A 23,059-nucleotide genomic window follows, 5' to 3' on the forward strand; every position below is an offset into this window, starting at 1 on the left:
CTGCGGTGCGTCACGGCCGCACTGACTGCCACTTCTCGACCGCACGCAGGCCATCGGCCGAAGTTCCGCCCGGAGGGGGTGTCCGGCCGGGCGCCTGACGAGTTGCGAACGCCGCGCCGGTCAGCCGACCGGCCCCCCGAGCCCGTTCGGCGTGGCACCGTGCACGACCGTCACGCCTATAGCGCCTGTCACCCCGCTTTCGAACACCGAGTGTGAGCAGACGGCTATTTTCGGTCAGAGGTGCGATTCGTCGTGCCCTGGGCCGGATCCACCCGGGATCGGCCATACGTTCCGGGCACCGATCGTCCCGCCCAGGCACCCCATGTGATGCATTCATCCGGGCGTTCCCCTCATCTGGCGAAGAATTTGCCGTTCTGGTGGAGGAAGTGACAAAGAATCGACCGAAAGTGACGTTTCCGTTTTGACGGGTGATCGGCCTGGCGGTGATGGTCTGTCGCATGGCCCCCTCACCCCCCGTCGCTTCCAGCGGTCTGCTGCGCATGCGCGATTTCCGTCTCCTGCTCGCCGGCGCGGCCGCCGGACAGGTCGGCGCTCAAGTCACCCTGGTCGCGCTGCCGTTGGTGGCCGTTCTCGTGCTGAAGGCACCGGCGTTCGAGGTGGGTCTGCTCACCGCGGCCGAGACGGCCGCGTTTCTGTTGATCGGGCTGCCCGCGGGCGCCTGGGTCGACCGGATGCGCAAACTGCCGCTGATGATCCGGGCCGACGTCGTGCGTGCCGTCGCCATGGCCAGTGTGCCGCTGGCGGGCGTGGCCGACGTCCTGACGATGGCTCAGCTGTACGTCGTGGCGCTGGTCACCGGAGCGGCGACGGTGTTCTTCGACGTGGCGCACCAGAGCTATCTGCCCCAACTGCTCCCCAAGGAGCAGCTGATGGCGGGCAACGGAGCCCTGGAGACGGTCCGTTCGTCGGCCCAGGTCGCGGGGCCGGGGCTCGGTGGTGGGCTCGTCCAGCTGGTGGGCGCGCACCTGGCGATCGTGGCCGACGCGATCGGCTACGCCGTGTCCGCACTCTTCCTGATGGCCATGAAGCGGCCGCCCGAGCCGCGGCCCGAACCCGTGCCGGGAGCCTCTCTTCGATCGGACATCGGGGAGGGCCTGCGGTTCGTCCTCGGCCACCCGCTGTTGCGGGTCATCGCCGCGACCACCGGCCTCGGCAATTTCTTCACCGCGATGCTGATGGCCACTCAGACCGTATTCCTGGTACGGGTGGTGGGCCTCCAGCCCGCCTCCGTCGGGCTGATGCTCTCCGCATCCGCCGCGGGCGGACTCCTCGGCGCGCTCACCGCCGGCACGCTCGCCGGCCGCCTGGGCCAGGCACGCATCATCTGGCTCTCCGCGCTGGTGACCGGCCCGTTCGCACTGCTGTGGCCGCTGTCCGGCCACGGTGCCGCCGCGGCCCTGTTCGCCGTCGGCTCGGGTGTCGTCTCCTTCGGCGCGGTCGTCTACAACGTGGCCCAGGTCAGCTTCCGGCAGACGCTCTGCCCGCCCCGGCTGCTCGGCCGCATGAACGCCACTCTGCGCTTCCTCGTGTGGGGCACCCTCCCGCTCGGCGCCGTGGTGGGCGGTGCCCTCGCGGGCTCGTTCGGCGCCCGTGCCGCGCTGTGGGTCTGCGCCCTCGGATTCCTCCTCGTACCGATTCCGCTGCTCTGCTCCCCCCTGCGCCGCATGCGCGATCTGCCGGCCCCGCCCGACGACGTGGACGGCCCGGACGCAAGCGGCCACGGCAGTGGTGCCGAACCCGTCACCGTCGCCTGACCCACGCTCCGTTCGGCATTCGCCGCGCCCACCGCTTCTCGCCGCCGTCCCACCCGAGCGACATCGGGTGGGTCGCGCGCGCCCACGCCCGAGAGGATCACGTGCACACCAGCATCACCGGCCAGTACCTGGCCCGCTTCCGACGCATCGCCGACGCCGACACGGGGGCCGGGCTGCTGCCCGTCACCGGGGCGCAGCGGCGCTTCGTCCTGGTGCGGGCCATGGACCCCGCCGGACGGCCGGACACCGTCCCGATGTTCTTCGCCTTTCCGCGCGGCACCGTGGACCCGGTGCGGCTGAAGGCGGCGGCGGACCATCTGGCGGCCCGTCATCCGGTGCTGCGTGCCCGCCCCGAGGTGATCCGTGGCACCCCGGCGCTGCGACTCGAAGCGGCGGACGTCCCCGTGGAGCGCGTACGGCCCGCGCCGGGTGAGAGCTCCGCCGACGCCCTGCGCCGGGCGGTGTCCGCGTGGAGCGCGGAGGGATCTCCGATGCGGCTGTATCTGACCGATGACGAGCAGGCGGACGAGGAGGTCCTCGGGATCGTGCTCGACCACATCGCCTGCGACGGTCAGTCGCTGGCGCGCGTCGTCGACGAACTGGGGGACGCCTACCGCGACGGACGGGGACCGGCCGACCTCGCACCGGCCGACGGCGAGGCGGAACTGGCCGCGTACCGCGAAGCGGTCCAGCTCCAGCTCGACGCCGAGCAGCGCGGCGGTTCACCGGCCGCATTGGAGTACTGGGGCGACCGGCTGCGCGCGGTCCACGAACGTGCGCCTCTGCCCCGTCCGCGGGATCCGGCCCCCGGCGTACTGCCGTCCGGCTCCGCCGAGTTGCGGCGGAGCGCCCCGGCGGGCGGCGTGCCGTTCCCCGCGCTGCTCGACGCCTGCCGAGCGACGGCCCGCGTCCTGTACGGACCCGGCCATGTGCCGCCGGTCGGGTACCCGTGGGGTGGGCGTCCGGCAGCCGCGGCGCAGGTTCTGGGCTGCTTCCTCAACACCGTCGTCTTCCCCGCCCGTACCCACGACGCGCCACAACTCCCGGAGGACGGCGGCTCGGAGGCGACAGCCACCGCGTGGTGGGACGACCTGGACCGGGCGGACACCCCGTTCGACGAGGTGGTGCACGCCGCCCGGTCGGCGGGTGCCCGGTGGACCGGACGGCTGGACGGCCTGCTGACCGTGGACGATGCCCGGCGGCGTCCTCCGCTGACTCTCGGCGGGGTGCCCGGCCGCGAGGTCCACGTCGACGGACGCCCGGTGCGCGCGCCGTTCGCCGTGTCGCTCACCCAGGGGCCGGAGCTGCACATCCGCATGGTGTGGGACCGATCGGTGCTCGACGGCGCGGCGGCCGAGGACGGGTTCGCCGCCTTCTGCCGGGCGTTGCCCGCACCGGCATCGGCGGACCCCGCCCACTGAACCACCCGCCCGGCCCTGGACGTACGGCCGGCGGCAGCCCCCAGGCACAAGACCACAGCAGAACATCACAGCCCGGCACGGCCGGTCCGCGCGATCCGCGGACCGGCCGGCGACCACGGGCGGGGAGCGCAACCGTTCCCGGCCCGCATCCGTATCACCCGACCCGACAACCTCAGGGATCGCCCATGCTTCCCCTCTCCTCCTCGCAGGAGATCGTCTGGCTGCACGAACAAGTGCAGCCCGGCAGCCGCGCCTACAACTTCACGGCCTCACTCGACCTGTGGGGGGCTCTGGACACCGACGCCCTGCGCCACGGACTCGCCGCGGCCCTCGAGCGTCACCCCGGACTCCGTCTGGAACTCGTCGCCGTGCCCGGCGCGATGCCCGGCCAGCAGGTGGCCGACATCTGCGCGCCTCGTCTGCACACCGTGGATCTGACCGGTGAGGCGGACCCCGAGGCCGCGTTCCTCGAGCTGCTGCGCACCGAGGCGGAGACCCCGCTCGACACCTACGAGGCTCCGCTGCTGCGCTGGACGCTGGTCCGCCTCGCCGACGACCAGCACCGGCTCATCCACGTCGAGCACCATCTGATCCACGACGGGCACTCGTTCGCGATCCTGCTGGCCGACGTGTTCACGGTCTACCGTGCCCGTGTCCTCGGTGAGTCCGTCGCCCTGCCTCCCGCGTCGTCGTACGCGGACCATGTGCGCGACAGGACCGACGACGCCCTGACCGAGGAGCGGCAGGAGAGCCTCGCCTTCTGGGCCGACGAACTGCGCGACGCCTCCCACGACATGCCGCTGCCGGGCCTCGCCCGTCCCGGCGCGCGGCGCAGGCACCACGGCGGACAGCTGAGGCAGTCCATCGGTGCCGACCTCGCCCAGCGGCTGCGCGGGCACGCCCGCGAGCGCGGTCTCACCCCGTTCTCGACCCTGCTCGGCCTCTTCGCCGAGCTTCTGCGCCGCCACAGCGGCCGCTCCCAGATGGTCGTCGGCACCGCCGTGGGCAACCGCCCGCGCGGCTACGAGGACGCCGTGGGCATGTTCGTCAACACGATCCCGCTGCGGCTCCGCCTGGATCCGCGGGCTCCTGCCGAGGACACCATGGACGAGGTGACCGACACCCTGATCCGTGCTCTGCCGCATCAGGACGTGCCCGTCCAGGAGCTGACCCGTGCGCTCGGGATGCACACCTCGGGCGCCGACAACCCGCTGTTCAGTGTCATGTTCAGCGCCCATGACGCCTCCCTGCCCGAGATCGACGTGCCGGGTCTGGACATCACCCTCTTCGAAGGGTTCAACACCGGCACCACCCGCTTCGACCTCGATGTGGTGCTGCTCCCCGACGACCGTCGCGGCGTCAGCCTCCGTCACGGCGCGCCCGGTATGACCCTGGTCTGGGACTACGACGCGGATCTGTTCGGCGAGGAGGTCGCCACGCTGCTCGCGGACCGCTTCCTGGACCTGCTGCGTGCCTACCTCGACGCCCCCGCCACCGTCCTCGCCGACCTCGCGCTGCCCGCAACACCCGCTGCTTCGCCAGAAGTTGTGGCGGCGCCCGGACCGGTGGATGACGCGGACCCGCTCGACCCGGCCGCGGCGCACGATCCCTCGCTTCCCGCCCTGCTGATCGGCGCGCGCCGGCTCACCTACGGCGACCTCGACGAGCAGGTCTCCTCCCTCGCCCGGCGTATGCGCGCCGCCGGGGTGACCGCCGGACAGCCCGTCGCCGCCGTCCTGCCGCGCGGCGCCGCGTCCGTCGTGGCGCTGCTGTCCTGTCTGCGGACCGGAGCCGTGTACTGCCCGCTCTCGCCGTCCGACCCGGCGTCGCGGCTCGAGCTGCTGCTCGACCGGCTGGGCCCCGCGCTGGTCCTCACCACCGCCGACGCGGGCGTGACCCTTCCGGCGCACCTTCCAACCGCGGACATCGACGCGGACTCGTTCCCCGCCGCGCGCCCGGCCGAGGTGGTCCCCGGTGCGGCGTACATCATCCACACCTCCGGCTCGACCGGCATACCCAAGCCCGTCGCCGTGGGCCGGGCCGCCCTGGAGAACCATCTGACGGGCGCGGCACAGCGGTTCGGCCTGGCGGTCGGGGACCGGGCGCTGCTGTTCGCCCAGCCGTCGTTCGACGTCGCGCTGGAGGAAGTGCTGCCGTCGCTGTACGCGGGCGCCTGTCTCGTCGTGCCGGACCGCGAGGTGCCCACCGGCACCGAGCTCGCCGAACTGCTCGCCACCGCGCGCGTCACCGTGGCCAACCTGCCGACCAGCTATTTCCTGGCCGTGCGGGAGGAGTTGCGGCCCGCGCTGCGCGAGCGCCGCTGGGCGCCGCGACTGCTGGTCCTCGGCGGCGAGCGCATTCCGGCGGACGCGCTGGACGGGTTCCTGGCCGACACCGATGCCACCGTGCTGAACGTCTACGGCGTCACCGAGGCCGCGATCAGCTCGACCGTGCACGAGATCACCCGCGACGGGCTGGTGAACGGCGCGGAGGTGCCCCTCGGCACCGAACTGCCCGGCGAGCGGATCCATGTCCTGGACTCGGCGCTGCGGCCCCTGCCGTCCGGTGCGGTCGGTGAACTGGCCATCGCCGGCGCCGGTCTGGCCGAAGGCTATGTCGGCAACCCGGACGCCACCGCCGCCCGCTTCGTCCACGTCGACGCGCTGGGCGGTGAGCGGGTCTACCTCACCGGCGACCTCGGCTACCGGGACCGCGACGGCCTGCTGCACTTCCTCGGCCGGCGTGACCACCAGATCAAGCTGCGCGGCTACCGCATCGAGCTGGAGGAGGTGGAGGCCGCCGCGTCCGCCGTACTGGGCGGCCGCTCCTGCGCCGTCGTCCTGGACCGGTCGGCCTCCGGCGGACCGCGACTGGTCGGTTTCGTGGAGAGCCGCGAGGCGCACGAGCCGTGGGACGAGCAGGCCCTGCACGTCGAACTCGGCCGGCGTCTGCCCGCCGCCCTCGTCCCGGGCCGCTGGGCGCGACTGGACACGATGCCCACTCTCGCGGGCGGCAAGCCGCACCGCAGGGAACTGACCCGTATGGCAGCCGAGTTGGAGCAGACCGCACCGGTCGCGGAGAGCGCAGAGCCGGCCATGGGGCCGGCGGCGTTCACCGATCCGCAGCTCACGCTGCTCGCGGAGGGCTGGCGCGAGGTGCTCGGCCACGACCGCTTCTCCGAGTCCACCCACTTCTTCCGGGCCGGAGGTCACTCGCTGCTGGCCGCCCGGCTCGCGGCCTGGCTGGAGCCGCGGATCGGCACACGGCCGCCGATGCGCCTGCTCTTCCAGAACCCCGTACTCGCCGACCAGGCCCGCGCCCTCGGGTCGCTCGCCGCGGCCGTACCCGTCCCCGCCGCCGCGACCGCACCGAAGGAGTCCTGATGACCGACCTGCTGACCGACACCGCCACGGCCTCCCCGTTGGCGAACGCTCCCGTGGCGGCACCGAGCGTGATGCACGGACGCCCGCTGCCCGCCTCCGCCACGACCGGCGTGTTCTCCCGGTACGAGGAGTGGGTGCGCCGCAGCCCCGAGGCACCGGCCGTGCTGGACGGGTCGCGTACCTGGACCTACCGGGAGCTGGACGCTGCGGCCGACGAGACCGTGCGTGCACTGGAGGGGCGGGTGCGCGTCGGCGACCTCGTCGGCGTCTGCCTCGACCGCTCCGCCGGACTGGTCGTCACGGCGGTCGCCCTGGCGCGGATGGGCGCTGTCTATCTGCCGCTCGGACCGCGTCCCGGCGAGCGCCGGATCCAGGCGGTCACCGAGGACGTCGAGGTCGCCTGTCTGATCGGCGACCCCGCCGTGCTTCCGGAGCGTCACCAGGCTGCCGAGCGGATCACTCTGCCGCTGCCGGGTGAGGGAACGAACGCCGCACCGACCACCGTCGCGGCATTCGCCCCGCCCGCCGCGGGGGCCCGTCCCGCCCTGCCGGAGTCCTTCTACGCCGTGCTGACCTCCGGCTCGACCGGCCGGCCGAAGGCAGTCGCCGTCGCCGAGCGCGCGCTGTCCGCCCTGCTGGACTGGTATCGCGCCGAGACCGGACTCGCCCCCGGGGACCGGCAGTCCCTGCTGATCGGCGCCGCCTTCGACCCGCACGTCATGGAGCTGTGGGCGGGACTGACGTCCGGGGCCGCCCTGGTGCCCGCGCCCGACGCGGTCCGCTGGGACCCCGCCGAGCTCACCTCGTGGTGGCGCGACGCCGCGGTGACGGTGTCCGTCGCGGCCACGCCGATGGCCGAGCCGGTGCTGAACCGGCCCTGGCCGCAGGATCTGCCGCTGCGTCATCTCGTCGTCGGCGGCGACCGGATGCGCCGGCGCCCGGGCGCGGACGTCACGGCGACCGTGCACAACGCGTACGGTCCTGCCGAAGCCACCGTGGTCACCACCACGCACGCCATGCGCCCGGACGACGACGGTGTGCGGGACGAGACCCCGCCGTCGATCGGCACCCCGATCCCGGGCGCCACGGTGCTCGTCACCGACGAGGAGGGCGGCATCGCGCCTCGCGGCGCGGCGGGAGAGCTGTGCATCGGCGGCGACTGCCTCGCTCTCGGCTATCTGGACCCCGAGCTGACGGCACGCCGGTTCGCCGCGCCGCCCGCGGGGATCGACCCGGAACGCACGCAGCGCGTGTACCGCACCGGGGACCGGGTGCGCATGCTCGACGACGGGACGCTGGAGTTCCTGGGCCGTCTCGACGACCAGGTGAAGATCAGCGGCGTGCGCATCGAGCCGGCCGAGGTGGAGGCCGCGCTCGAGCAGGATCCGGCGGTGCGCAGCGCGGTCGTCACCGCGCCCCGCTCCGCCGACGGGAGCGCCCGCCTGGTGGCCTTCGTCGTCGCCACGGACGCCGCCCCTGACACGGACGCGCTCCTGAAGGCGGTGCGCGCCTGGCTGCCCGAGCAGGCCGTGCCCTCGGCCGTGCGCATCGTGGACGCCTTCCCCCTCGACGCCAACGGCAAGGTGGACCGGCCCGCGCTGCTGCGTACGGCCGCCGAGTCCGCCCGTCCGGCCGGGCCCTCGGACGACGCCGGTTCGGACGACGGCACGACGGACAGCGAGCGTCTCGTCCTGCGTCTGGTCCGCGATCTGCTGGACTCCCCCGGCGCCGGTCTCGGCGATGACTTCGGCTCGGCCGGCGGCACATCCCTCGTCGCGTCCCGGCTGCTGGCCGCGATCGAGAAGGAGACCGGCGTCCGTCTGCGCGCCCCGGAACTGCTGCGCCAGCCGGACCTGCGAGCGGTGGCCGCGGTGCTGGACAAGCGCCGCGCCGCAACGACGGCGGCGGTCTGAGATGCCGACCGTCCTCACTCACGCCCACGCCCACGGCCCGAACACCCCGGAGGAACAACGCGTGTCCGCCGACTCCGCATCCACCGGTTCCGCCGCGGGTCTGCCCGCACTCATGGCGCGGCACGCCGAGCAGACCCCGCACGCCCTGGCCGTGATGGACGGCGACACCACGCTGACGTATGCGCAGTTGGTCACCTCGGCGCGCTCTCTGGCGGCCCACCTGCGCGCGCACGATGTCAGACCCGGTGACCGCGTGGGCCTGCTCGTGCCGCGCTCGGCCAGAACCGTCGTCGCCCAACTCGCCCTGTGGTGGGCGGGCGCGGCCTGTGTGCCGCTCGATCCGGCCCACCCCCGCCCCCGCACGGACGCCATGCTCGCCGATGCCGGGGTGACCCTGACCGTCGGCGACAGCAAGCTGCTCGAGGCGATCGACACGGCCGGTCCCACCCTCGCCCTGCCCGACGAACCGCTGCTGACGGGCGACGAGTCGGCGCCGGCCGGTCACGCCCCGCACGCGGCGGCGCTCGTCCTGTTCACCTCCGGATCCACCGGACAGCCCAAGGGTGTCACCGTCACCCACGGTGGTATCGCGGGGCTGGTCACCGCCCCGACCTATGTGACGGTCACGGCACGCGACCGGGTGCTGTTCCACTCCCCCGCCACCTTCGACGCCTCGACGTTCGAGGTGTGGTCGGCGCTGGCCAACGGCGCGGCGGTCGTGGTGTGCACCGCCGAGCGGCCCTCCTTCGAGGATCTGGCCCAGCAGGTGGAACGGCACGGCGTGAGCGTGGCGTTCTTCACCACCGCGCTGTTCCACCAGCTGGCGGCGCGGCGTTCGCGCCTGTTCTCACTGCTCCGTACGGTCGTGGTGGGCGGCGAGGCGATGGCGTCCCAGCACGCCCGCGCGGTTCTGCGTGCCTTCCCCTGGCTGGAGTTGGTCAACGGTTACGGCCCGACCGAGACCACGACGTTCGCGACGGCCCACCGGGTGACGGACGCGGACTGCAACGGTCCGGTGCCCATCGGCCGCCCGATCGCGGGTGCCGTCACCCACGTCCTGGACGCGGACGGACAGCCGGTCGCGCCCGGCGAGCACGGTGAACTGTGGATCGGTGGCAGCCGGTTGGCGAGCGGCTACGCCGGCCGCCCCGAGCTGACGGCGGAGCGATTCGTGGACCATGCGTCCCTGGGCCGCCTCTACCGCACCGGCGATGTGGTCTCGGCCCGTCCCGACGGACTGCTGGACTTCCACGGCCGCGCCGACGACCAGGTCAAGGTCCGCGGATTCCGGATCGAGCCCGGCGAGATCGAGCACATCCTGCGCGAGCAGCCGGAGGTGGACGACGCCGCGGTGACCGTGCGCCGGGCGGCCGAGGACGACGCCCGTCTCGCCGCCTTCGTGGTCGCCGCACCCGGCCCCGTGCCCGGAGCCGAGACGCTCAGGACCCGGCTCGCCGAGCGGCTGCCCGCCCATCTGGTCCCCGACGAACTGAGCTTCGTGGAGCGGCTTCCGCTGACCGTCTCCGGCAAGGTGGACCGCCGCGCGCTCACCGCACTGCACAGCGCTCCCGCCGACGGCGGCGCCATCGAGCCGCTGAGCCCGTTGCAGCAGGCGGTCGCCGAGGTGTGGAGCCGCAGCCTGGGCTGCGAGGTGAACCGGCCGGACGCCGACTTCCTCGCCCTCGGCGGGCACTCACTGCTCGCCCTCGTCGTCACCGACGATCTGCGCGAGGAGCTCGGGGTCAAGCTGTCCCTGCCCGACTTCTTCGCCGCGCCCACGGTGGCCGGACACGCGGCGCTGGTGGAACGCGCGCTGCTGGCCGACCACAGCGACCTCCACCCCGACGCGTCCGAGGACGACACCCATGGCCACTGACATGACCCCGAGTTCCGCCGCGCTCCAGGAGGAACTGCTGCGCAGGGCACGTGCCCGCGCCGGCAGCCGCCCGGCCGCTCCCGCGCCCGCCGCGGTCCACGAGACGTCGCCCGCGCCGCTCTCGCACGCCCAGCGGCGCATGTGGCTGATGGACCGTCTCGGCCAGGGCGGTTCGCTGTACAGCGTGCCGTTCGCCACCCGGCTGCGCGGGCCGCTCGACATCGACGCGCTGACCGCCGCGCTCACCGGGCTCGTCCGCCGTCACCACATCCTGCGCACCCGCTACGGGCAGCGCGGCGACGAGGCGTACCAGGAGGTGCTCGCCGCACCCGACGCGATGGATGTCGTCGTGGTGGAGAGCGACGACGACGGCATGTGTGTCCTCACCGAGGAAGCTCGTCGTCCGTTCGACCTGTCCGCCGGACCGCTGCCGCGCGCCCTGGTGGTGCGGCACGGTCCGCTGGACCACACCGTGCTGCTGACGTTCCATCACATCGCCATCGACGGCGGGTCGCTGGAGACGGTGGCCGACGAGTTGTCCCAGCTGTACGCCGCGGCCGTGGACGAACGCCCGCACACGCAGCCCGAGCCGCCGCAGTACGCGGACTTCGCCCGCCGGGAACACGCGGCGGCGAAGCGTCTCGGCGAGGGCCTCGACCACTGGGTGCGCCGCCTCGCCGGCGCGACTCCCGTACGGCTGCCCCGGCCCGCGCACACCCCGGGCGGGCGGGCCGCCGTCGCCCGGACCACGCCGTTGGACGCCCAGGTCCTGCCGGCCCTGCGCGAGATCGGCCGGCAGCACCGGGCGACCCTGTTCACCGTCTCCCTCGCCGCCTCCTTCGCGGCGCTGCACCGGCTGACCGGCGAGGACGACCTGGTCATCGGCTGCGCCGGCACCCACCGCGAGGGAGCTGCCATGCGCAACCTCGTCGGGCTGTGCGTCAACACCCTTCCGATCCGGGTGAACCTGTCCGGCGACCCGGACTTCGGCACACTCGTCGAGCGCGTACGCGACGCGCTGCTGGAGGCCCAGCAGCACCGGGACGTGCCGTTCGACCTGATCCTGGAGCGGCTCGGTGCCGGTGCGCGGGGCGCTGACGGTACGGCACTGGTACGGGTGTCCGCCGACGTGCTGCGGGAACCCACCGCGCTCCGGCTGCCGGGGACGGTCGCCGAGCCGGTCGACATCGGGCTCGACGAGGCCAAGTTCGACCTGTCGTTCGGGCTCGTGGACTCCGACTCCCCTGCCTGCATCGTCCAGTTCGGACAGTCGGCGCTGGACTCCGACGCGGGAGACCGGCTGGCGGACGACTTCGGAGCCTTGCTGTCGGCGGTCGCGGCCGATCCTGCTCTGACGCTGTCGCGGCTCGGCGATGGACCTCGGGCGATCGTGACGGACGACTGCCATCCGGCCGAGGCGCTGCTGCGGGCGGACTCCCGGATCGCCGACGCCGTCGTACCCGTAACGGCCAACGGTCCGCTGATCGCGTACGCGGTGCTGCGGAAGACGGGTGGCCCGTCCCCCGCGGAGCTGCGCTCGGACCTCCGGGCGGCCCTGCCGCGGGACAGCGTTCCTGCCGCGGTGACGCTGCTGAACACCATGCCGCGGACCGCCGACGGCTCGCTGGACACGTCACGCCTTCCCGGCGCGGTCGCGGCACCCGTCCCGCAGGGGCCCCGTGCGCACGCGGTGACGGAGGCCTTCGCCGAACTGCTGGGCCGCGTGCCGGCACCGGACGACGACTTCTTCGTCCTCGGCGGTCACTCACTGGTCGCGGTGCAACTGGCCGAACGACTGCGCACCGGGCTGAAACTGCCGGTGACCGGTCTCGATGTGATGCAGTGCCGGACTCCCCGGGCGCTGGCCGCGCTGCTGGACGAGCGGGAGCTCGAGCGGGCGGCCGTCGTCGCCACCGCCGCACCGGCGGCCGGCAGGCGGCGGGTCCGGGAGGGCACGGTGCTCGTGACGGGTGGCACCGGCGGCGTCGGCGCCTTCGTCCTGCGTGAACTGGCCGCGCGGGGACGGCCCGTGCTCGCCCTGGCCCGACCCGAGTCCGCCCACCTGGTCGCCGGCGACGGTGTCGAGGTCATCGAGGGCGACCTCGGCGACCTGGACGGCCTGCGCGCCGCGGTGGAGAGCGCGGACGCGGTGATCCACGCCGCGTGCACCTTCACCCGCCCCGAGGTGGACATGGCCGCGATGAAGGCGATGGTCGAGGCCTGGAGCCGCGGACCGTTCGTGTTCGTCAGCAGTGTGGACGCCTACGGGAAGCCCACGGACCGGCAGGTGGTCGAGGACGCGGCCTCGCGGCAACCGCTGAGCGCGTACGGCCAGGCCAAACTCGACTGCGAACAGCTGTTGTTGCGCGCCGCCGGCACCGAGGGCCGCGGCGGCGCGAGCGTGGTCCGCTCGCCGATCGTGTGGGGTCCGCACGACCGCCTGCGGGACCAACTGCGCTGGGGAGCCACCGGAATGCTCTACCAGGCGGCTCTGGCCGGGGACCCGATCCAGGTCCCCGGCCCCGGCGCCGAGGGCCACGACTGGTACGGCGCGCCCTGGGTCCACGCGTCCGCGCTGGCCCGCGCCGTGACCGCCTGCCTGGACACACCGGTCCACGGCACGGCGAACGCCGTGAGCGGCCACGTCGCGTGGGCGGACCTGGCGGCCGAGCTGGGCCGGCTGCTCGGGACCGACAGCGAGATCAGCCTCGTCGACCGGGTGCACCCGGACCTCGACCACCGCTGGCACTACCGGTCCGACCGGCTGGCCACGTCCCTTGCCGAACGCCCGGGCGAGGACTGGCAGTCGGTGCTGGCGGCGATGATCGATGGCCAGGTGCGGGCGGGACGCTGAGGTGAGAACGGGGGCGCCTGCCGGGGGGGCAGGCGCCCCTTTCACCGTGTCTGCACGCGCTCGCAGAGGTGTGCCGACGCCGGCGCCCACGCCACTCCGTCACAGGTACTCGGCCGCCGCGTCGAGAAACGCCCGCCGGCTCGGGCTGATGCATGCCCAGACCTTCTCGTCCTGGGGTGCTCCCGGGTCGCGCGGGCCGTCTCGGATCACGTTCTGAACCGCGAACGCGACCCGCCGTGCCGCCTCGTTGAGCTCGGACGGGCACAACAGGTGAATCGTCTTCTGGGCCACCCACAACCTGTCGACGGCCTGTTTGGCCCGCGCCTGCCACTGTTCGTCGGTCAGGTTGTCGTGGTACCGGTCCACCGCCACCCGTTCGGCCTCCTGCACCGCGACCAGGAAGGCGATGAGGTGGCTGAGGGCTTCGGCGCGGCGCCCCTCGGCGCGTTCACGATCGCCGCGTCGCGTTTCCACGCGCTCCGACGCGCGTCCTTGCCAGAACTGGGCCGCGAACGAGGTCAGCCCGCCGAGTACGACGCCCATGAGCGGCGCAAGCGTTGTCCACACCCGTCCACTCTGGCCAGGGCTCGGGGCATCGCACAGTGGTTGCTGGATATGTCGGACGGTGTCCCGTCCGGTGGTGTAGAGGCATGGTGCAGTGGCATGGCCGCTCCACCACGGACATAGCCGAGGGGCAGCCGGCGTGGCGTGGTCGTCCGCCCGTCCGGGACATCACGGACGCACGCGGACCCCGCGCAGCGGGTCGGCGAAGCCCTGGCCCGGACCCCACCGCCAGAAAATGCGCGCACTCCGATCCGGACCTAGAATTTTTCGGATACTGCGCCGGATGGCGAAGCGTGCCCACTTCATCGCCCCGGGCAGGTTCACATCGAATTGAGGCGTTATGAAGCACGTCGACACTCAAGCGCGCCCCAGCGAGGCCACACCGGAGATTCCCACCGTAGAGGTCACCCTGATCGTCAACGGCGATGCGTATCGCCTGCGGCTCGATTCACGCGTGACCCTCCTCGACGCATTGCGTGATCACTTGGTGCTGACCGGGGCGAAAAAGGGCTGTGACCAGGGCGCTTGTGGCGCCTGTACCGTGCTGGCCGACGGGAAACGCATCGTCGCGTGCCTCGCGTTGGCCGCCCAGTACGAAGGCCGCGAGATCACCACCGTGGAGGGCCTGTCCGACAACGGTGAGCCGCACCCGATGCAGGCCGCTTTCGCACGTCGCGACGCGTTTCAGTGCGGCTACTGCACGCCTGGGCAGATCATGTCCGCCGTGTGCCTGGAGGCCGAGGGCCGGGCCGGGACGGACGAGGACATCAGCGAATTCATGAGCGGGAACATCTGCCGCTGCGGTGCCTATCCGAATATCCGTGCCGCGATACGCGACGTCGTGACGGAGGGATGACGATGCGTCCCTTCGAATACGTCCGGCCCGCTGAGACCGCGCAAGCAGTCGCGGCCGTGACGGCCGACCCGAAAACGTCATTCCTGGCCGGAGGCACGACCCAGCTGGATCTGATGAAGGACGGTGTCCTGGATCCCGATCGGCTGGTCGACATCACGCGGCTGCCGCTGAAGGGGATCATGCACGCCGATTCGTCGGTGCACGTCGGCGCGCTGACGACGATGGAGGAACTCGCAGCGGATGCCGTACTGCGCGAGCGGCTTCCGTTCGTGCGTGAGGCGCTCCTGCTCGGAGCCTCCACGCAGCTGCGGAACATGGCCACCATCGGCGGAAACCTGCTCCAGCGTGCCCGGTGCCGCTACTTCAGGGACCCCACCGTGGGGGCCTGCAACAAGCGCGAGCCCGGGTCCGGCTGCGCCGCGATCTCGGGCTTCCAGCGCATGCACGCCATCCTGGGCACGAGCGATCAGTGCATCGCGCTGCACGCCTCGGACGTCGCGATCCCCTTCGTGGCGCTGGACGTCCTCGTCCATGTCCAGGGCCAGGACGGTCCCCGGTCGGTCCCGCTGACGCAGTTCTACCGGGAACCCGGCACGACACCGCACATCGAGAACGTGCTGAACCACGGTGAGCTGATCACCGAGGTCGAGATTCCGCTCCTGCCGGAGGGAACCCGGTCCCACTACCTGAAGGTCCGCGACCGGGTGTCCTACGAGTTCGCCCTGACCTCGGCCGGCGTTGCCCTGCGGTTCGAGGGCGACACCATCCGCGACGCGCGGATCGGTCTCGGCGGCGTCGGCACGGTCCCGTGGCGGGCCTGGGGCGCCGAGGACATGCTGCGAGGAGCACCGGCGAGCGACGAACGCTTCCGCCTGGCCGCGGAGGCGGCCCTGGAGGGCGCGCAGACGCTGCCGGGCACCGCGTTCAAGGTGGATCTGGCCAAGCGCACCCTGGTACGCACGCTCGAGACCGTTGCGGGAGCCCCGTCATGACCACCCTCGAATCGCCCGGTCGCACCGTCGTCGGTGAGGGGGTGGACCGTGTCGACGCGCCGCTGAAGGTCACCGGCGCCGCCCATTACCCCAACGACTTCAGCTATCCGGGCATGGTGCACGCAGCCCTGGTGGGGAGCACGATCGCCGCGGGACGCATCCGCAGTATCGACGCCTCCGACGCGCAGTCCGCGCCCGGCGTCCTGACGGTCATCACCCATCTGACCGCTCCGCAGCTGCCTCGCGGACCGATGACCCTGCTCGGGCCGTCGCCGCCGGCACCCATGCAGGACGACCGGATTCTCCACTACGGCCAGCACATCGCGATCGTGGTGGCCGACAGCGCCGAGCAGGCCCGGCACGCCGCGTCCCTGGTACGCGTGGAATACGAGCCGGCCGAGGCGTTGCTCGACATGGAGAATCCGAACGCGCAGGTCCTGAGCAACCCCTGGGGTATGGACGCGGACCGGGGAGACGTGTCCGCCGGGTTCGCCGAGGCGGACGCCGTGGTCGAAGGGCGCTACACGACGCCCGACAACACCAACAACCCGCTCGGCCTGATGAGCACCATCGCCTCGTGGCACGGCGACTCGGTCACCGTGCACGACTCCACGCAGTGGCCGCACAACGTACGCACGACACTCGCCGCGGTCTTCGGCGTACCCGAGAGCGGTATCCGGGTGCTCGCTCCGTTCGTCGGCGGCGGCTTCGGCGCCGGGCTGCGGGTGTGGTCCCACGTCATCCTGACCGCGCTGGCCGCCCGCGAGGTCAAGCACCCCGTGAAACTGGTACTGACGCGACCGCAGATGTTCACCTCGGTCGGGCACCGTCCCGACAGCGTCCAGCAGATCAGGATCGGGGTCACGAGAGCCGGGGACCTCGTCGCCATCGAGCACCACGCGATCTCCTCGGTGGCGATGGAGGACGACGACTTCGAGCCGGTCTCCGGCTGCTCGGCTGTGTCCTACGCGTGCCCCAACGTCATGACGCGCGACCGGCAGGCCCGTCTGAACATCCCCTGCCCCGGGTCCATGCGCGCTCCCGCCGAAGGCCAGGGCAACTTCGCCCTGGAGTCCGCCATCGACGAGGCGGCCCACGCCATCGGCATGGATCCGCTGGAACTCCGTCTGCGCAACTATGCCGAAGACCATCCGGTACTCGGTCTGCCCTGGTCGAGCAAGGCCCTCCGCGACTGCTACACCCAGGGTGCGGAGCGGTTCGGCTGGTCGCGCCGCACGCCCGACATCGGCTCCATGCGCGACGGCCGATGGCTCGTCGGGTACGGCATGGCCGGTGTGTCCTACCCCTTCTACCAGGCTCCCTGCCAGGCGCGGGTGTCCCTGCGGCGTGACGGCTCGGCTTACGTACGCAGTGCCGCCACCGACATCGGCACCGGCACGTACACGGTGATGACGCAGTTCGCGGCCGAAATCCTGGGGCTGGAGATCAGCAGGGTCCGCTTCGACCTCGGCGACTCCGACATGCCCTACTCGCCCCAGGCCGGCGGCTCCGGCCTGACCGGAGCACTGGCCAACGCGATCCACACCGCGTGCGACCACCTCGTCCACGAACTGCTCGACATCGTGCGCGACGACGACACGTCACCGTTGCGCGGTGCCTCACCGGACGACGTCATGCTCTCCGGCGGACGTCTCCACCGCATCAGCGCTCCGGACCAGGGCGAGCCCTGCACCGACATCCTCGCCCGCCACGGTCTGGAGGAGGTCAGCGCCGACGGTCGCAGCACCCCGCCCGACGGGAAGCAGATCGGCATGGCACCCTCCGGCGCCTTCGGAGCCAAGTTCGTCGAGATCCGCATCGACCCCGAGCTCGGCCTGCTCCGCGTCAAGCGGGTGGTCTCCGCCATCGACGGCGGGCGCATCCTCAACAAGAAGACGGCCACCAGTCAGATCGTCGGCGGCACCGTCGGCGGCATCAGCCAGGCCATGTTCGAGGCGACCGAGACCGACCGGGGCACCGGCCGTATCGCCAACCCCACGTTCGGCGACTACCTGATGCCCGTCAACGCCGATGTTCCCGACATGGAGGTCGTCTTCTGCGGCCCTCCCGACCCCGCAACGGAGGTCGGCACCAAGGGTGTCGGGGAGATCGGGCTGGTCGGCGTGGCGGCAGCCATCGGCAACGCGATCCATCACGCCACCGGCCGCCGTCTGCGGTCCCTCCCCTTCACCATCGACCAGCTCCTCTGACGGCTTCACCGATCGGGCGACCGGCCGCCGGGGCCGGCCGCCGAGGTGGAATCAACTGCCGAGTGTGCGGACGTACTTCGAGAACTTCTCCAGGCCGTCGATGTTCCTCGGCCCGCTGATGCCCTCGTTGTAGTCGAGGACGAAGAAGTTGTTCTTCCTGACCGCGGGCAGCTCCCTCGTGTGCGGGGACTTCCTCAGAAAGTCGATCTTCTTCTGGGCGGGCTGGTCACCGTAGTCGAGAATCATGATGACCTCGGGTTCGGCCTCGGCGACCGCCTCCCAGTTCACCTGGGTCCAGCGCTGGTCGAGCCCGTCGAAGATGTTCCTGCCGCCCGCTGTCCTGATGATGTCGTTGGGCGGGACCTGGTTGCCCGCGGTGAAGGGCTGGTCGGTGCCCGAGTCGTAGAGGAAGACCGGCACCGGGGCGCCCTGGGGCGCCTGTGCCGCGACCGCGTCGACGCGGCGTTTCAGGCCGGCGACGACCTGGTCCGCCCTGTCCTCGACCCGGAAGATCCGGCCCAGTCGGTCGAGGTCGGTGTAGAGCCCCTCGAACGGGGTGACCTTCTCGGGGTACTCGGGGTAGTTGAAGCAGCTCTCGGTGTGCATGAAGCTCTGGATCCCGAGCTTGTCCAGGATCTCGGGGGTGATGCCCCGCTCGTCCTTGAAGCCGGAGTTCCAGCCCGCCACGACGAAGTCGGACTTGGCCTCCACCACCAGTTCCTTGTTGAGGAGGTCGTCGCTGAGCATCTTCACCTCGGCGTACTCGGACGCCCAGGGGGACTCGCTCACCGGCGGGTTCGCCGGAGGCATCACATAGCCGTGCACATGCTCGGTCAGGCCGAGGCTGAACAGCTTGTCGGCGCTGCCGCCCTCGTAGGCGACGGCGCGCTGCGGGGTGGTGTACGCGACCGGCTCGCCGCAGCGCTTCACGGTGACCTTCCCGGACGCCTCGGCGTGCGTGCCGACGTCGGCTCCGCAGCCGCTGAGCAGCAGGACGGCAGCGAACGCGGATCCGAGGGCGGTGCCACGGGACACCGCGCCGCACGATCGTTTTCTACGCATCAGGTGGATATGCCTTTCACAAGAAGGAGTTGGAGGAGGAGTGGAGCGAATACAGCAGTTGGGGAGCGCCTGTGACCGGGTGGGGGACGACACCGGCTTCGACGCCGAACACCTCGTCCACGAGTTCCGGGGTGAGGACATCGACCGGTGAACCCGCCGTCACCAGGCGGCCGTCGGAGAGGACGCCGATGCGATCGCAGGCCGCCGCGGCCAGGTTGAGGTCGTGCAGGACGACGAGGACGGTGAGTCCTGAGCCGCGCAGGAGCGAGAGCAGCTCGACCTGGTGGCGTATGTCGAGATGGTTGGTCGGCTCGTCCAGTACGAGGATCTTCGGCTCCTGGACGAGGGCACGGGCCAGCAGGACGCGCTGACGCTCGCCACCCGAAAGCGTGAGCACTGCCCGCTGGGCGAGGTGCCGGATGTCGAGCCGGTCCATCACCCGCTCGCACAGCTCCCGTTCCCGTCGGCCGAGTGCCTGATTGCCCTGGAGGTGGGGCGTGCGCCCCAGGGCGACGAGCTCCCCGACCGTGAAGTCGAGGTCGACGGCGCCGTCCTGGGTCATGGCGGCGACGGTCTGCGCACTGCGGCGCATCGCGAGACGGGAGAGATCGTCGTCGCCCACCCGCACCGTGCCGGAGCTGGGGCGAAGCGCCCGGTACACACAGCGCAGCGCGGTGGACTTGCCGCTGCCGTTCGGGCCGACGAGGCCCACGACCCGGCCACTGTCCACCCGCAGCGAGAGGTCGCGCACCAGGCTCCGCCCGTCGGTCACCACGGAGAGTCCGTCGAGTGTCAGATCCATCTCAACGGCCCCCGAACAGATAGCTCTTGCGACGCATGAGCACGATGAACACCGGCACTCCGACCAGTGCGGTGATGACGCCCAACGGCAGCTCACGGGGGGCGACGAGCGTCCGCGACGCCAGGTCGACCCACACCATGAAGATCGCCCCCGCCAGAGGGGCGACGACGAGCACCCGGGCGTGGACGGCCCCGACGACCATGCGCACCACATGCGGCATGACCAGTCCGACGAAGGCGATGGCACCGCTGACGGCGACCATCACCCCCGTCACGAGCGAGACGATCACGAGCAGGCCCTTGCGATGCCGGTCGGGGCTGATCCCGAGGCTCGCGGCCGTCTCGTCCCCGAGGGCGAGGACGTCCAGCGCCCGGCCGTGACGGTGCAGCACGGTCAGGCCCAGCAGGACGGCGACGCAGACGACGGGCAGCGAGCCCCAGCTCGCGGAACCGAAGCTGCCCATCGTCCAGTGGAGGATCATGCTGGTCGCCTCGCTGTCCGGGGCGACGTAGATGATCACGCTCATCACCGCCTGGAAGCCGAGCGACATGGCCACTCCGGTCAGGACCAGGCGCAGCGGCGAGAGCGTGCCCCGGCTGGATGCGGCCGCGTGGACCAGGACCGACGCCACCAGAGCGCCGATGAAGGCGCCGGCGGACACCGCGTAGACACCGAGCGCCGCAAGGCCACCGGTGACCGTCACGCCGACGGCGCCGACGGACGCCCCCGAGGAGACGCCGAGGACGAAGGGGTCTGCCAGGGCGTTGCGCACCAGTGCCTGGATGGCGACGCCGACGCCACTCAGCCCCGCGCCCACCAGGGCGGCGGTCAGCACCCGCGGTGTACGGATCTGCCAGATGATCTGATACGTCGTCACCTCGTCCGCCGTGATGCGTCCGCCGCTGAGAGCCGCCCACAGATACCGGGCCGTCTCCCCCGGCGTGATCACCGCGGATCCCAGACCGACGGCCACGACGACGGAGACGAGGAGGACGGCGAGCAGGATGAAGCAGGCCGCCAACAGACCGTGGGACGAGTCGAGTCGGCCCTTGAACCCCGTCGCGGACGCGGAGGGTGGGATGTCGGCTGATCCCGTTTCACCGGTGCCGGCCGATGGTGAGGTGATCGCGGGCGGAGGCATGGAGCCGGCCTTCACTTTCGGTAGGAGGAGACGTGTTCGGGGAGGGTCCGTGGTCGGTGACGACGGCCGGGCGGTACGAGGCCGGGGCTCGTCGGCTACGCGGTGTCGGCCGCCTCCGGCGCCCGTTCCTCGGCGCCTCGGCGGGACACCACGACGGCCGCGCCGAGCGCCGCGACGACGAGCGCGCCGAAGGCGGCGGCGATACCGGGGTAGCCCGCCAGGCCGAGACCGGCGCCGCCCAGGGCCGCGCCGACGAAGACCCCGAGGCTCTGACCGGCGGCGTTGACGCTCAGGGCGGAGCCGCGCAGCGGGCCGCAGCGCCGTACCAGGAGGCTGACGGCGCACGCGGCCACGACGGCATGGCTCGCCGCGTGGAGCGAGGTGAGCGTGAGGGAGAGCGGCAGCCAGTGGGTGAAGTAGAAGCCGACCACCGACACCAGCGCACCGACGAGACCGATGGCCAGCAGGCGTTCGGTACTGATCCGGGGTTCGGCGGAGTTCGTGATCCGACCGGTGAGGAGGTTGCTCACGAAGTACGACGCGCCGCTCAGTGTCCAGACGAACGCGAACAGGCCGGGCTCCAGCCGGAATCGGTCGTCGTAGAAGGCCGCCAGATAGGCGAGGTAGCCCATGAAGACCGCGGTGCGGAGCAGGGAGATGAGGAGCAGAGGGACCGCTCCGCGAACCGCTGCGAGGGCCTTGAACGAGGCGAGATAGCTCAGGCGTTGCTCATCCCCGCTCTCCTCCGCCCTCTTCGGATCGGACCGTGCGAGGAAGACGAGGGTGAGGAGCACCGAGGCCGCGGTCACGGCGAGGAGGTCTCCCTCCCAGCCCCAGAGAAGGGCGGGCAGCGCCACGACCGGCGCAGCGAGCATGGCGGTCATCGACTGCACCGCCGTGACCAGGGTCGCCGCCCGCCCGGCGGCCTTGCCCGTGCCGAAACGGTCGGCGGCCGCCGCGGTGAGCGCCGGGTTCAGTACGGACGTACTCGCGCCGACCAGCAGACAGAACACGGCCAGCAACGCGAATTCCCCGCTCGCGCCGAGTGCCGACGAAGCGCCGAGAGCGACGAGTCCGCCCGCGGCCGCCCACTCCTTGCGTACCCGGTCGATGAAGGGGGCGAGCGCGGTGCCGACCAACAGGGCTGCCAGGCCGCCGAGTCCGCGCAGCCCACCCATCGCCGCGACGCTGCTCCCCGCCTCGTCCGCGATCGGCACCAGATAGGTGCTGAAAACGGTGAACGGCAGCAGACCGACGGCCGAGGCGAGCAGCACGGGCCACAGGGCACGGGCCATCCTCAGGTCGCCCGGCAGCGGTTCCTCCTCCGCGTCGCGGGCCGTCGCGAACCCCTTGGCGTCGGTGGTCACGAGCCGTCTCCCCCCGTGAGCACCGGATTGCCCGCGCGGTAGCGGTACATGAGCGTCGGATCGGCGCTGAACTGCGAGAAGGGGAAGGGCTCGGCGTTCAGGGCGGTCACTCCGCCGGACAGGAACGCACGGGCGACGGCACTGCCCGTCTGCGCGTAGACGACCAGGGGGACGCCCTGCTCCCGGCAGTGCTCCAGGATCAGGTCGAACGTGCCGTTGCTCAGGGTCATACCGGTCGCCACTACGGCGTCCGCTTCGCCCAGCACCTCGGTCATGTCGTCGCCGACCCGGTCGCCCCACTGGGTGGTGCGCAGATTGAGGTCGCAGGGCAGGCAGACACCTCCACGGTCGCGTATCGCCGCGACGAGCGGATTGACCACACCGATGAGGGCCACCTTCGCGCCCGGCTCGATGTCGAGAAGACCGGCGATGGAGGCGTCGCGGGCCCGGGCACGGGCCTCCGGCGTCCCGGCGGGCAGGGCGACCGGTTCGGCGTCTGCCGCATCGCGGTGCGGCCGCACGTGAGAGAGGTAGGCGTCGAGTGCGGCGACGCGGACCGGGGCCGACTCGTGGCGCAGCAGCGTGTCGAGGGTGTGGCCGGAGGCGTTCTCGCAGAGGTCGGGGGCGAGTTCACCGGCTTCGAAGGAGCAGGCGCCGAAAGTGTGCCCGACCCGGAGCACGAGGTAGTGGTTGTGGTAGGTGACCTCACCCCCGGCGAGCCGGGTGGTGTGGTAGAGCCAGAAGGCGCTGGTGACGGTCAGATTCCTGGGGTGGGGACCGTGGGCGCCCGACCGTACGGCGTCGGTCAGTTCCGCGACCGTCCGCGGGATGGGGTGTGGCATC

Annotated in this window: 15 protein-coding genes; 9 read left to right on the plus strand and 6 right to left on the minus strand. The window is 71.9% G+C overall.

Annotated features, from left to right (window positions below):
- The first annotated feature begins 458 nt into the window (after positions 1 to 458).
- The 6 genes from ACFWU3_RS22865 (at position 459) to ACFWU3_RS22890 (ending at position 13,222) form a co-directional block, all read left to right on the plus strand.
- Complete coding sequence (locus ACFWU3_RS22865) at positions 459 to 1,775, plus strand: MFS transporter (RefSeq protein ID WP_384440525.1); 1,317 nt, start codon at positions 459 to 461, stop codon at positions 1,773 to 1,775.
- 101 nt (positions 1,776 to 1,876) lie between these two features.
- Positions 1,877 to 3,196, plus strand: coding sequence for a non-ribosomal peptide synthetase (locus ACFWU3_RS22870; protein ID WP_384440528.1), 1,320 nt, complete (start codon positions 1,877 to 1,879; stop codon positions 3,194 to 3,196).
- Between the two features lie 185 nt (positions 3,197 to 3,381).
- On the plus strand, positions 3,382 to 6,579 hold the full coding sequence (locus ACFWU3_RS22875; protein WP_384440531.1) for an amino acid adenylation domain-containing protein: 3,198 nt from the start codon (positions 3,382 to 3,384) through the stop codon (positions 6,577 to 6,579).
- Positions 6,579 to 8,492: a non-ribosomal peptide synthetase gene (locus ACFWU3_RS22880; protein WP_384440534.1), complete on the plus strand. Its 1,914-nt coding sequence runs from the start codon at positions 6,579 to 6,581 to the stop codon at positions 8,490 to 8,492. Before ACFWU3_RS22875 ends, ACFWU3_RS22880 begins: the two co-directional genes overlap by 1 nt.
- A gap of 61 nt (positions 8,493 to 8,553) precedes the next feature.
- Positions 8,554 to 10,368 carry an amino acid adenylation domain-containing protein gene (locus ACFWU3_RS22885; RefSeq protein WP_384440537.1) on the plus strand — a complete coding sequence of 605 codons (1,815 nt, stop codon included), beginning with the start codon at positions 8,554 to 8,556 and terminating at the stop codon, positions 10,366 to 10,368.
- A complete protein-coding gene (locus ACFWU3_RS22890; protein WP_384440540.1) occupies positions 10,358 to 13,222 on the plus strand; it encodes a condensation domain-containing protein in 2,865 nt (954 codons plus the stop codon). Before ACFWU3_RS22885 ends, ACFWU3_RS22890 begins: the two co-directional genes overlap by 11 nt.
- 99 nt (positions 13,223 to 13,321) lie before the next feature.
- On the opposite strand, the gene ACFWU3_RS22895 is transcribed toward ACFWU3_RS22890, so the two are convergent.
- Positions 13,322 to 13,765, minus strand: a complete 444-nt coding sequence (locus ACFWU3_RS22895) for a hypothetical protein (protein WP_384440543.1) — start codon at positions 13,763 to 13,765, stop codon at positions 13,322 to 13,324.
- A 361-nt stretch (positions 13,766 to 14,126) separates the two neighbouring features.
- On the opposite strand from ACFWU3_RS22895, the gene ACFWU3_RS22900 reads away from it, so the two are divergent.
- Genes ACFWU3_RS22900 through ACFWU3_RS22910 form a run of 3 tightly spaced genes read left to right on the plus strand, consistent with a single transcriptional unit; the run spans position 14,127 to position 17,844 of the window.
- Positions 14,127 to 14,642 (plus strand): (2Fe-2S)-binding protein, encoded by a 516-nt coding sequence (locus tag ACFWU3_RS22900; RefSeq protein WP_384440546.1) that lies wholly within the window; start codon positions 14,127 to 14,129, stop codon positions 14,640 to 14,642.
- Between the two features lie 2 nt (positions 14,643 to 14,644).
- The gene (locus tag ACFWU3_RS22905; RefSeq protein ID WP_384440549.1) at positions 14,645 to 15,634 is read left to right on the plus strand and encodes an FAD binding domain-containing protein; all 990 of its coding nucleotides are present in this window, start codon (positions 14,645 to 14,647) and stop codon (positions 15,632 to 15,634) included.
- Entirely contained in the window at positions 15,631 to 17,844 is a 2,214-nt protein-coding gene (locus tag ACFWU3_RS22910) for a xanthine dehydrogenase family protein molybdopterin-binding subunit (RefSeq protein WP_384440552.1), read from the plus strand. The genes ACFWU3_RS22905 and ACFWU3_RS22910 overlap by 4 nt, the downstream gene beginning before the upstream one ends.
- Before the next feature lie 51 nt (positions 17,845 to 17,895).
- Here the strand turns inward: ACFWU3_RS22910 and ACFWU3_RS22915 are convergent, their stop codons facing one another.
- The 5 genes from ACFWU3_RS22915 to ACFWU3_RS22935 form a co-directional block, all read right to left on the minus strand.
- Positions 17,896 to 18,906: an ABC transporter substrate-binding protein gene (locus ACFWU3_RS22915; protein ID WP_384440555.1), complete on the minus strand. Its 1,011-nt coding sequence runs from the start codon at positions 18,904 to 18,906 to the stop codon at positions 17,896 to 17,898.
- 16 nt (positions 18,907 to 18,922) lie between these two features.
- Positions 18,923 to 19,708 (minus strand): ABC transporter ATP-binding protein, encoded by a 786-nt coding sequence (locus ACFWU3_RS22920; RefSeq protein ID WP_384440558.1) that lies wholly within the window; start codon positions 19,706 to 19,708, stop codon positions 18,923 to 18,925.
- A 1-nt stretch (position 19,709) separates the two neighbouring features.
- The gene (locus ACFWU3_RS22925) at positions 19,710 to 20,729 is read right to left on the minus strand and encodes a FecCD family ABC transporter permease (protein WP_384440762.1); all 1,020 of its coding nucleotides are present in this window, start codon (positions 20,727 to 20,729) and stop codon (positions 19,710 to 19,712) included.
- Between the two features lie 215 nt (positions 20,730 to 20,944).
- Entirely contained in the window at positions 20,945 to 22,216 is a 1,272-nt protein-coding gene (locus tag ACFWU3_RS22930) for an MFS transporter (RefSeq protein WP_384440561.1), read from the minus strand.
- The gene (locus tag ACFWU3_RS22935) at positions 22,213 to 23,058 is read right to left on the minus strand and encodes a Rossmann-like domain-containing protein (protein WP_384440564.1); all 846 of its coding nucleotides are present in this window, start codon (positions 23,056 to 23,058) and stop codon (positions 22,213 to 22,215) included. The genes ACFWU3_RS22930 and ACFWU3_RS22935 overlap by 4 nt, the downstream gene beginning before the upstream one ends.
- Position 23,059: the final 1 nt, after the last annotated feature.

Origin of the sequence: Streptomyces sp. NPDC058685, assembly GCF_042714725.1 — a bacterium.
GTDB lineage: Bacteria > Actinomycetota > Actinomycetes > Streptomycetales > Streptomycetaceae > Streptomyces.

What these genes read in the sequence shown, in the direction of transcription:
- ACFWU3_RS22900 (WP_384440546.1), top strand. Translation starts at nt 14,127, where the DNA reads ATGAAGCACGTCGACACTCAAGCGCGCCCCAGCGAGGCCACACCGGAG.
- ACFWU3_RS22865 (WP_384440525.1), top strand. Translation starts at nt 459, where the DNA reads ATGGCCCCCTCACCCCCCGTCGCTTCCAGCGGTCTGCTGCGCATGCGC.
- ACFWU3_RS22920 (WP_384440558.1), bottom strand. Translation starts at nt 19,708, where the DNA reads ATGGATCTGACACTCGACGGACTCTCCGTGGTGACCGACGGGCGGAGC.
- ACFWU3_RS22880 (WP_384440534.1), top strand. Translation starts at nt 6,579, where the DNA reads ATGACCGACCTGCTGACCGACACCGCCACGGCCTCCCCGTTGGCGAAC.
- ACFWU3_RS22905 (WP_384440549.1), top strand. Translation starts at nt 14,645, where the DNA reads ATGCGTCCCTTCGAATACGTCCGGCCCGCTGAGACCGCGCAAGCAGTC.
- ACFWU3_RS22935 (WP_384440564.1), bottom strand. Translation starts at nt 23,058, where the DNA reads ATGCCACACCCCATCCCGCGGACGGTCGCGGAACTGACCGACGCCGTA.
- ACFWU3_RS22915 (WP_384440555.1), bottom strand. Translation starts at nt 18,906, where the DNA reads ATGCGTAGAAAACGATCGTGCGGCGCGGTGTCCCGTGGCACCGCCCTC.
- ACFWU3_RS22890 (WP_384440540.1), top strand. Translation starts at nt 10,358, where the DNA reads ATGGCCACTGACATGACCCCGAGTTCCGCCGCGCTCCAGGAGGAACTG.
- ACFWU3_RS22910 (WP_384440552.1), top strand. Translation starts at nt 15,631, where the DNA reads ATGACCACCCTCGAATCGCCCGGTCGCACCGTCGTCGGTGAGGGGGTG.
- ACFWU3_RS22895 (WP_384440543.1), bottom strand. Translation starts at nt 13,765, where the DNA reads ATGGGCGTCGTACTCGGCGGGCTGACCTCGTTCGCGGCCCAGTTCTGG.
- ACFWU3_RS22875 (WP_384440531.1), top strand. Translation starts at nt 3,382, where the DNA reads ATGCTTCCCCTCTCCTCCTCGCAGGAGATCGTCTGGCTGCACGAACAA.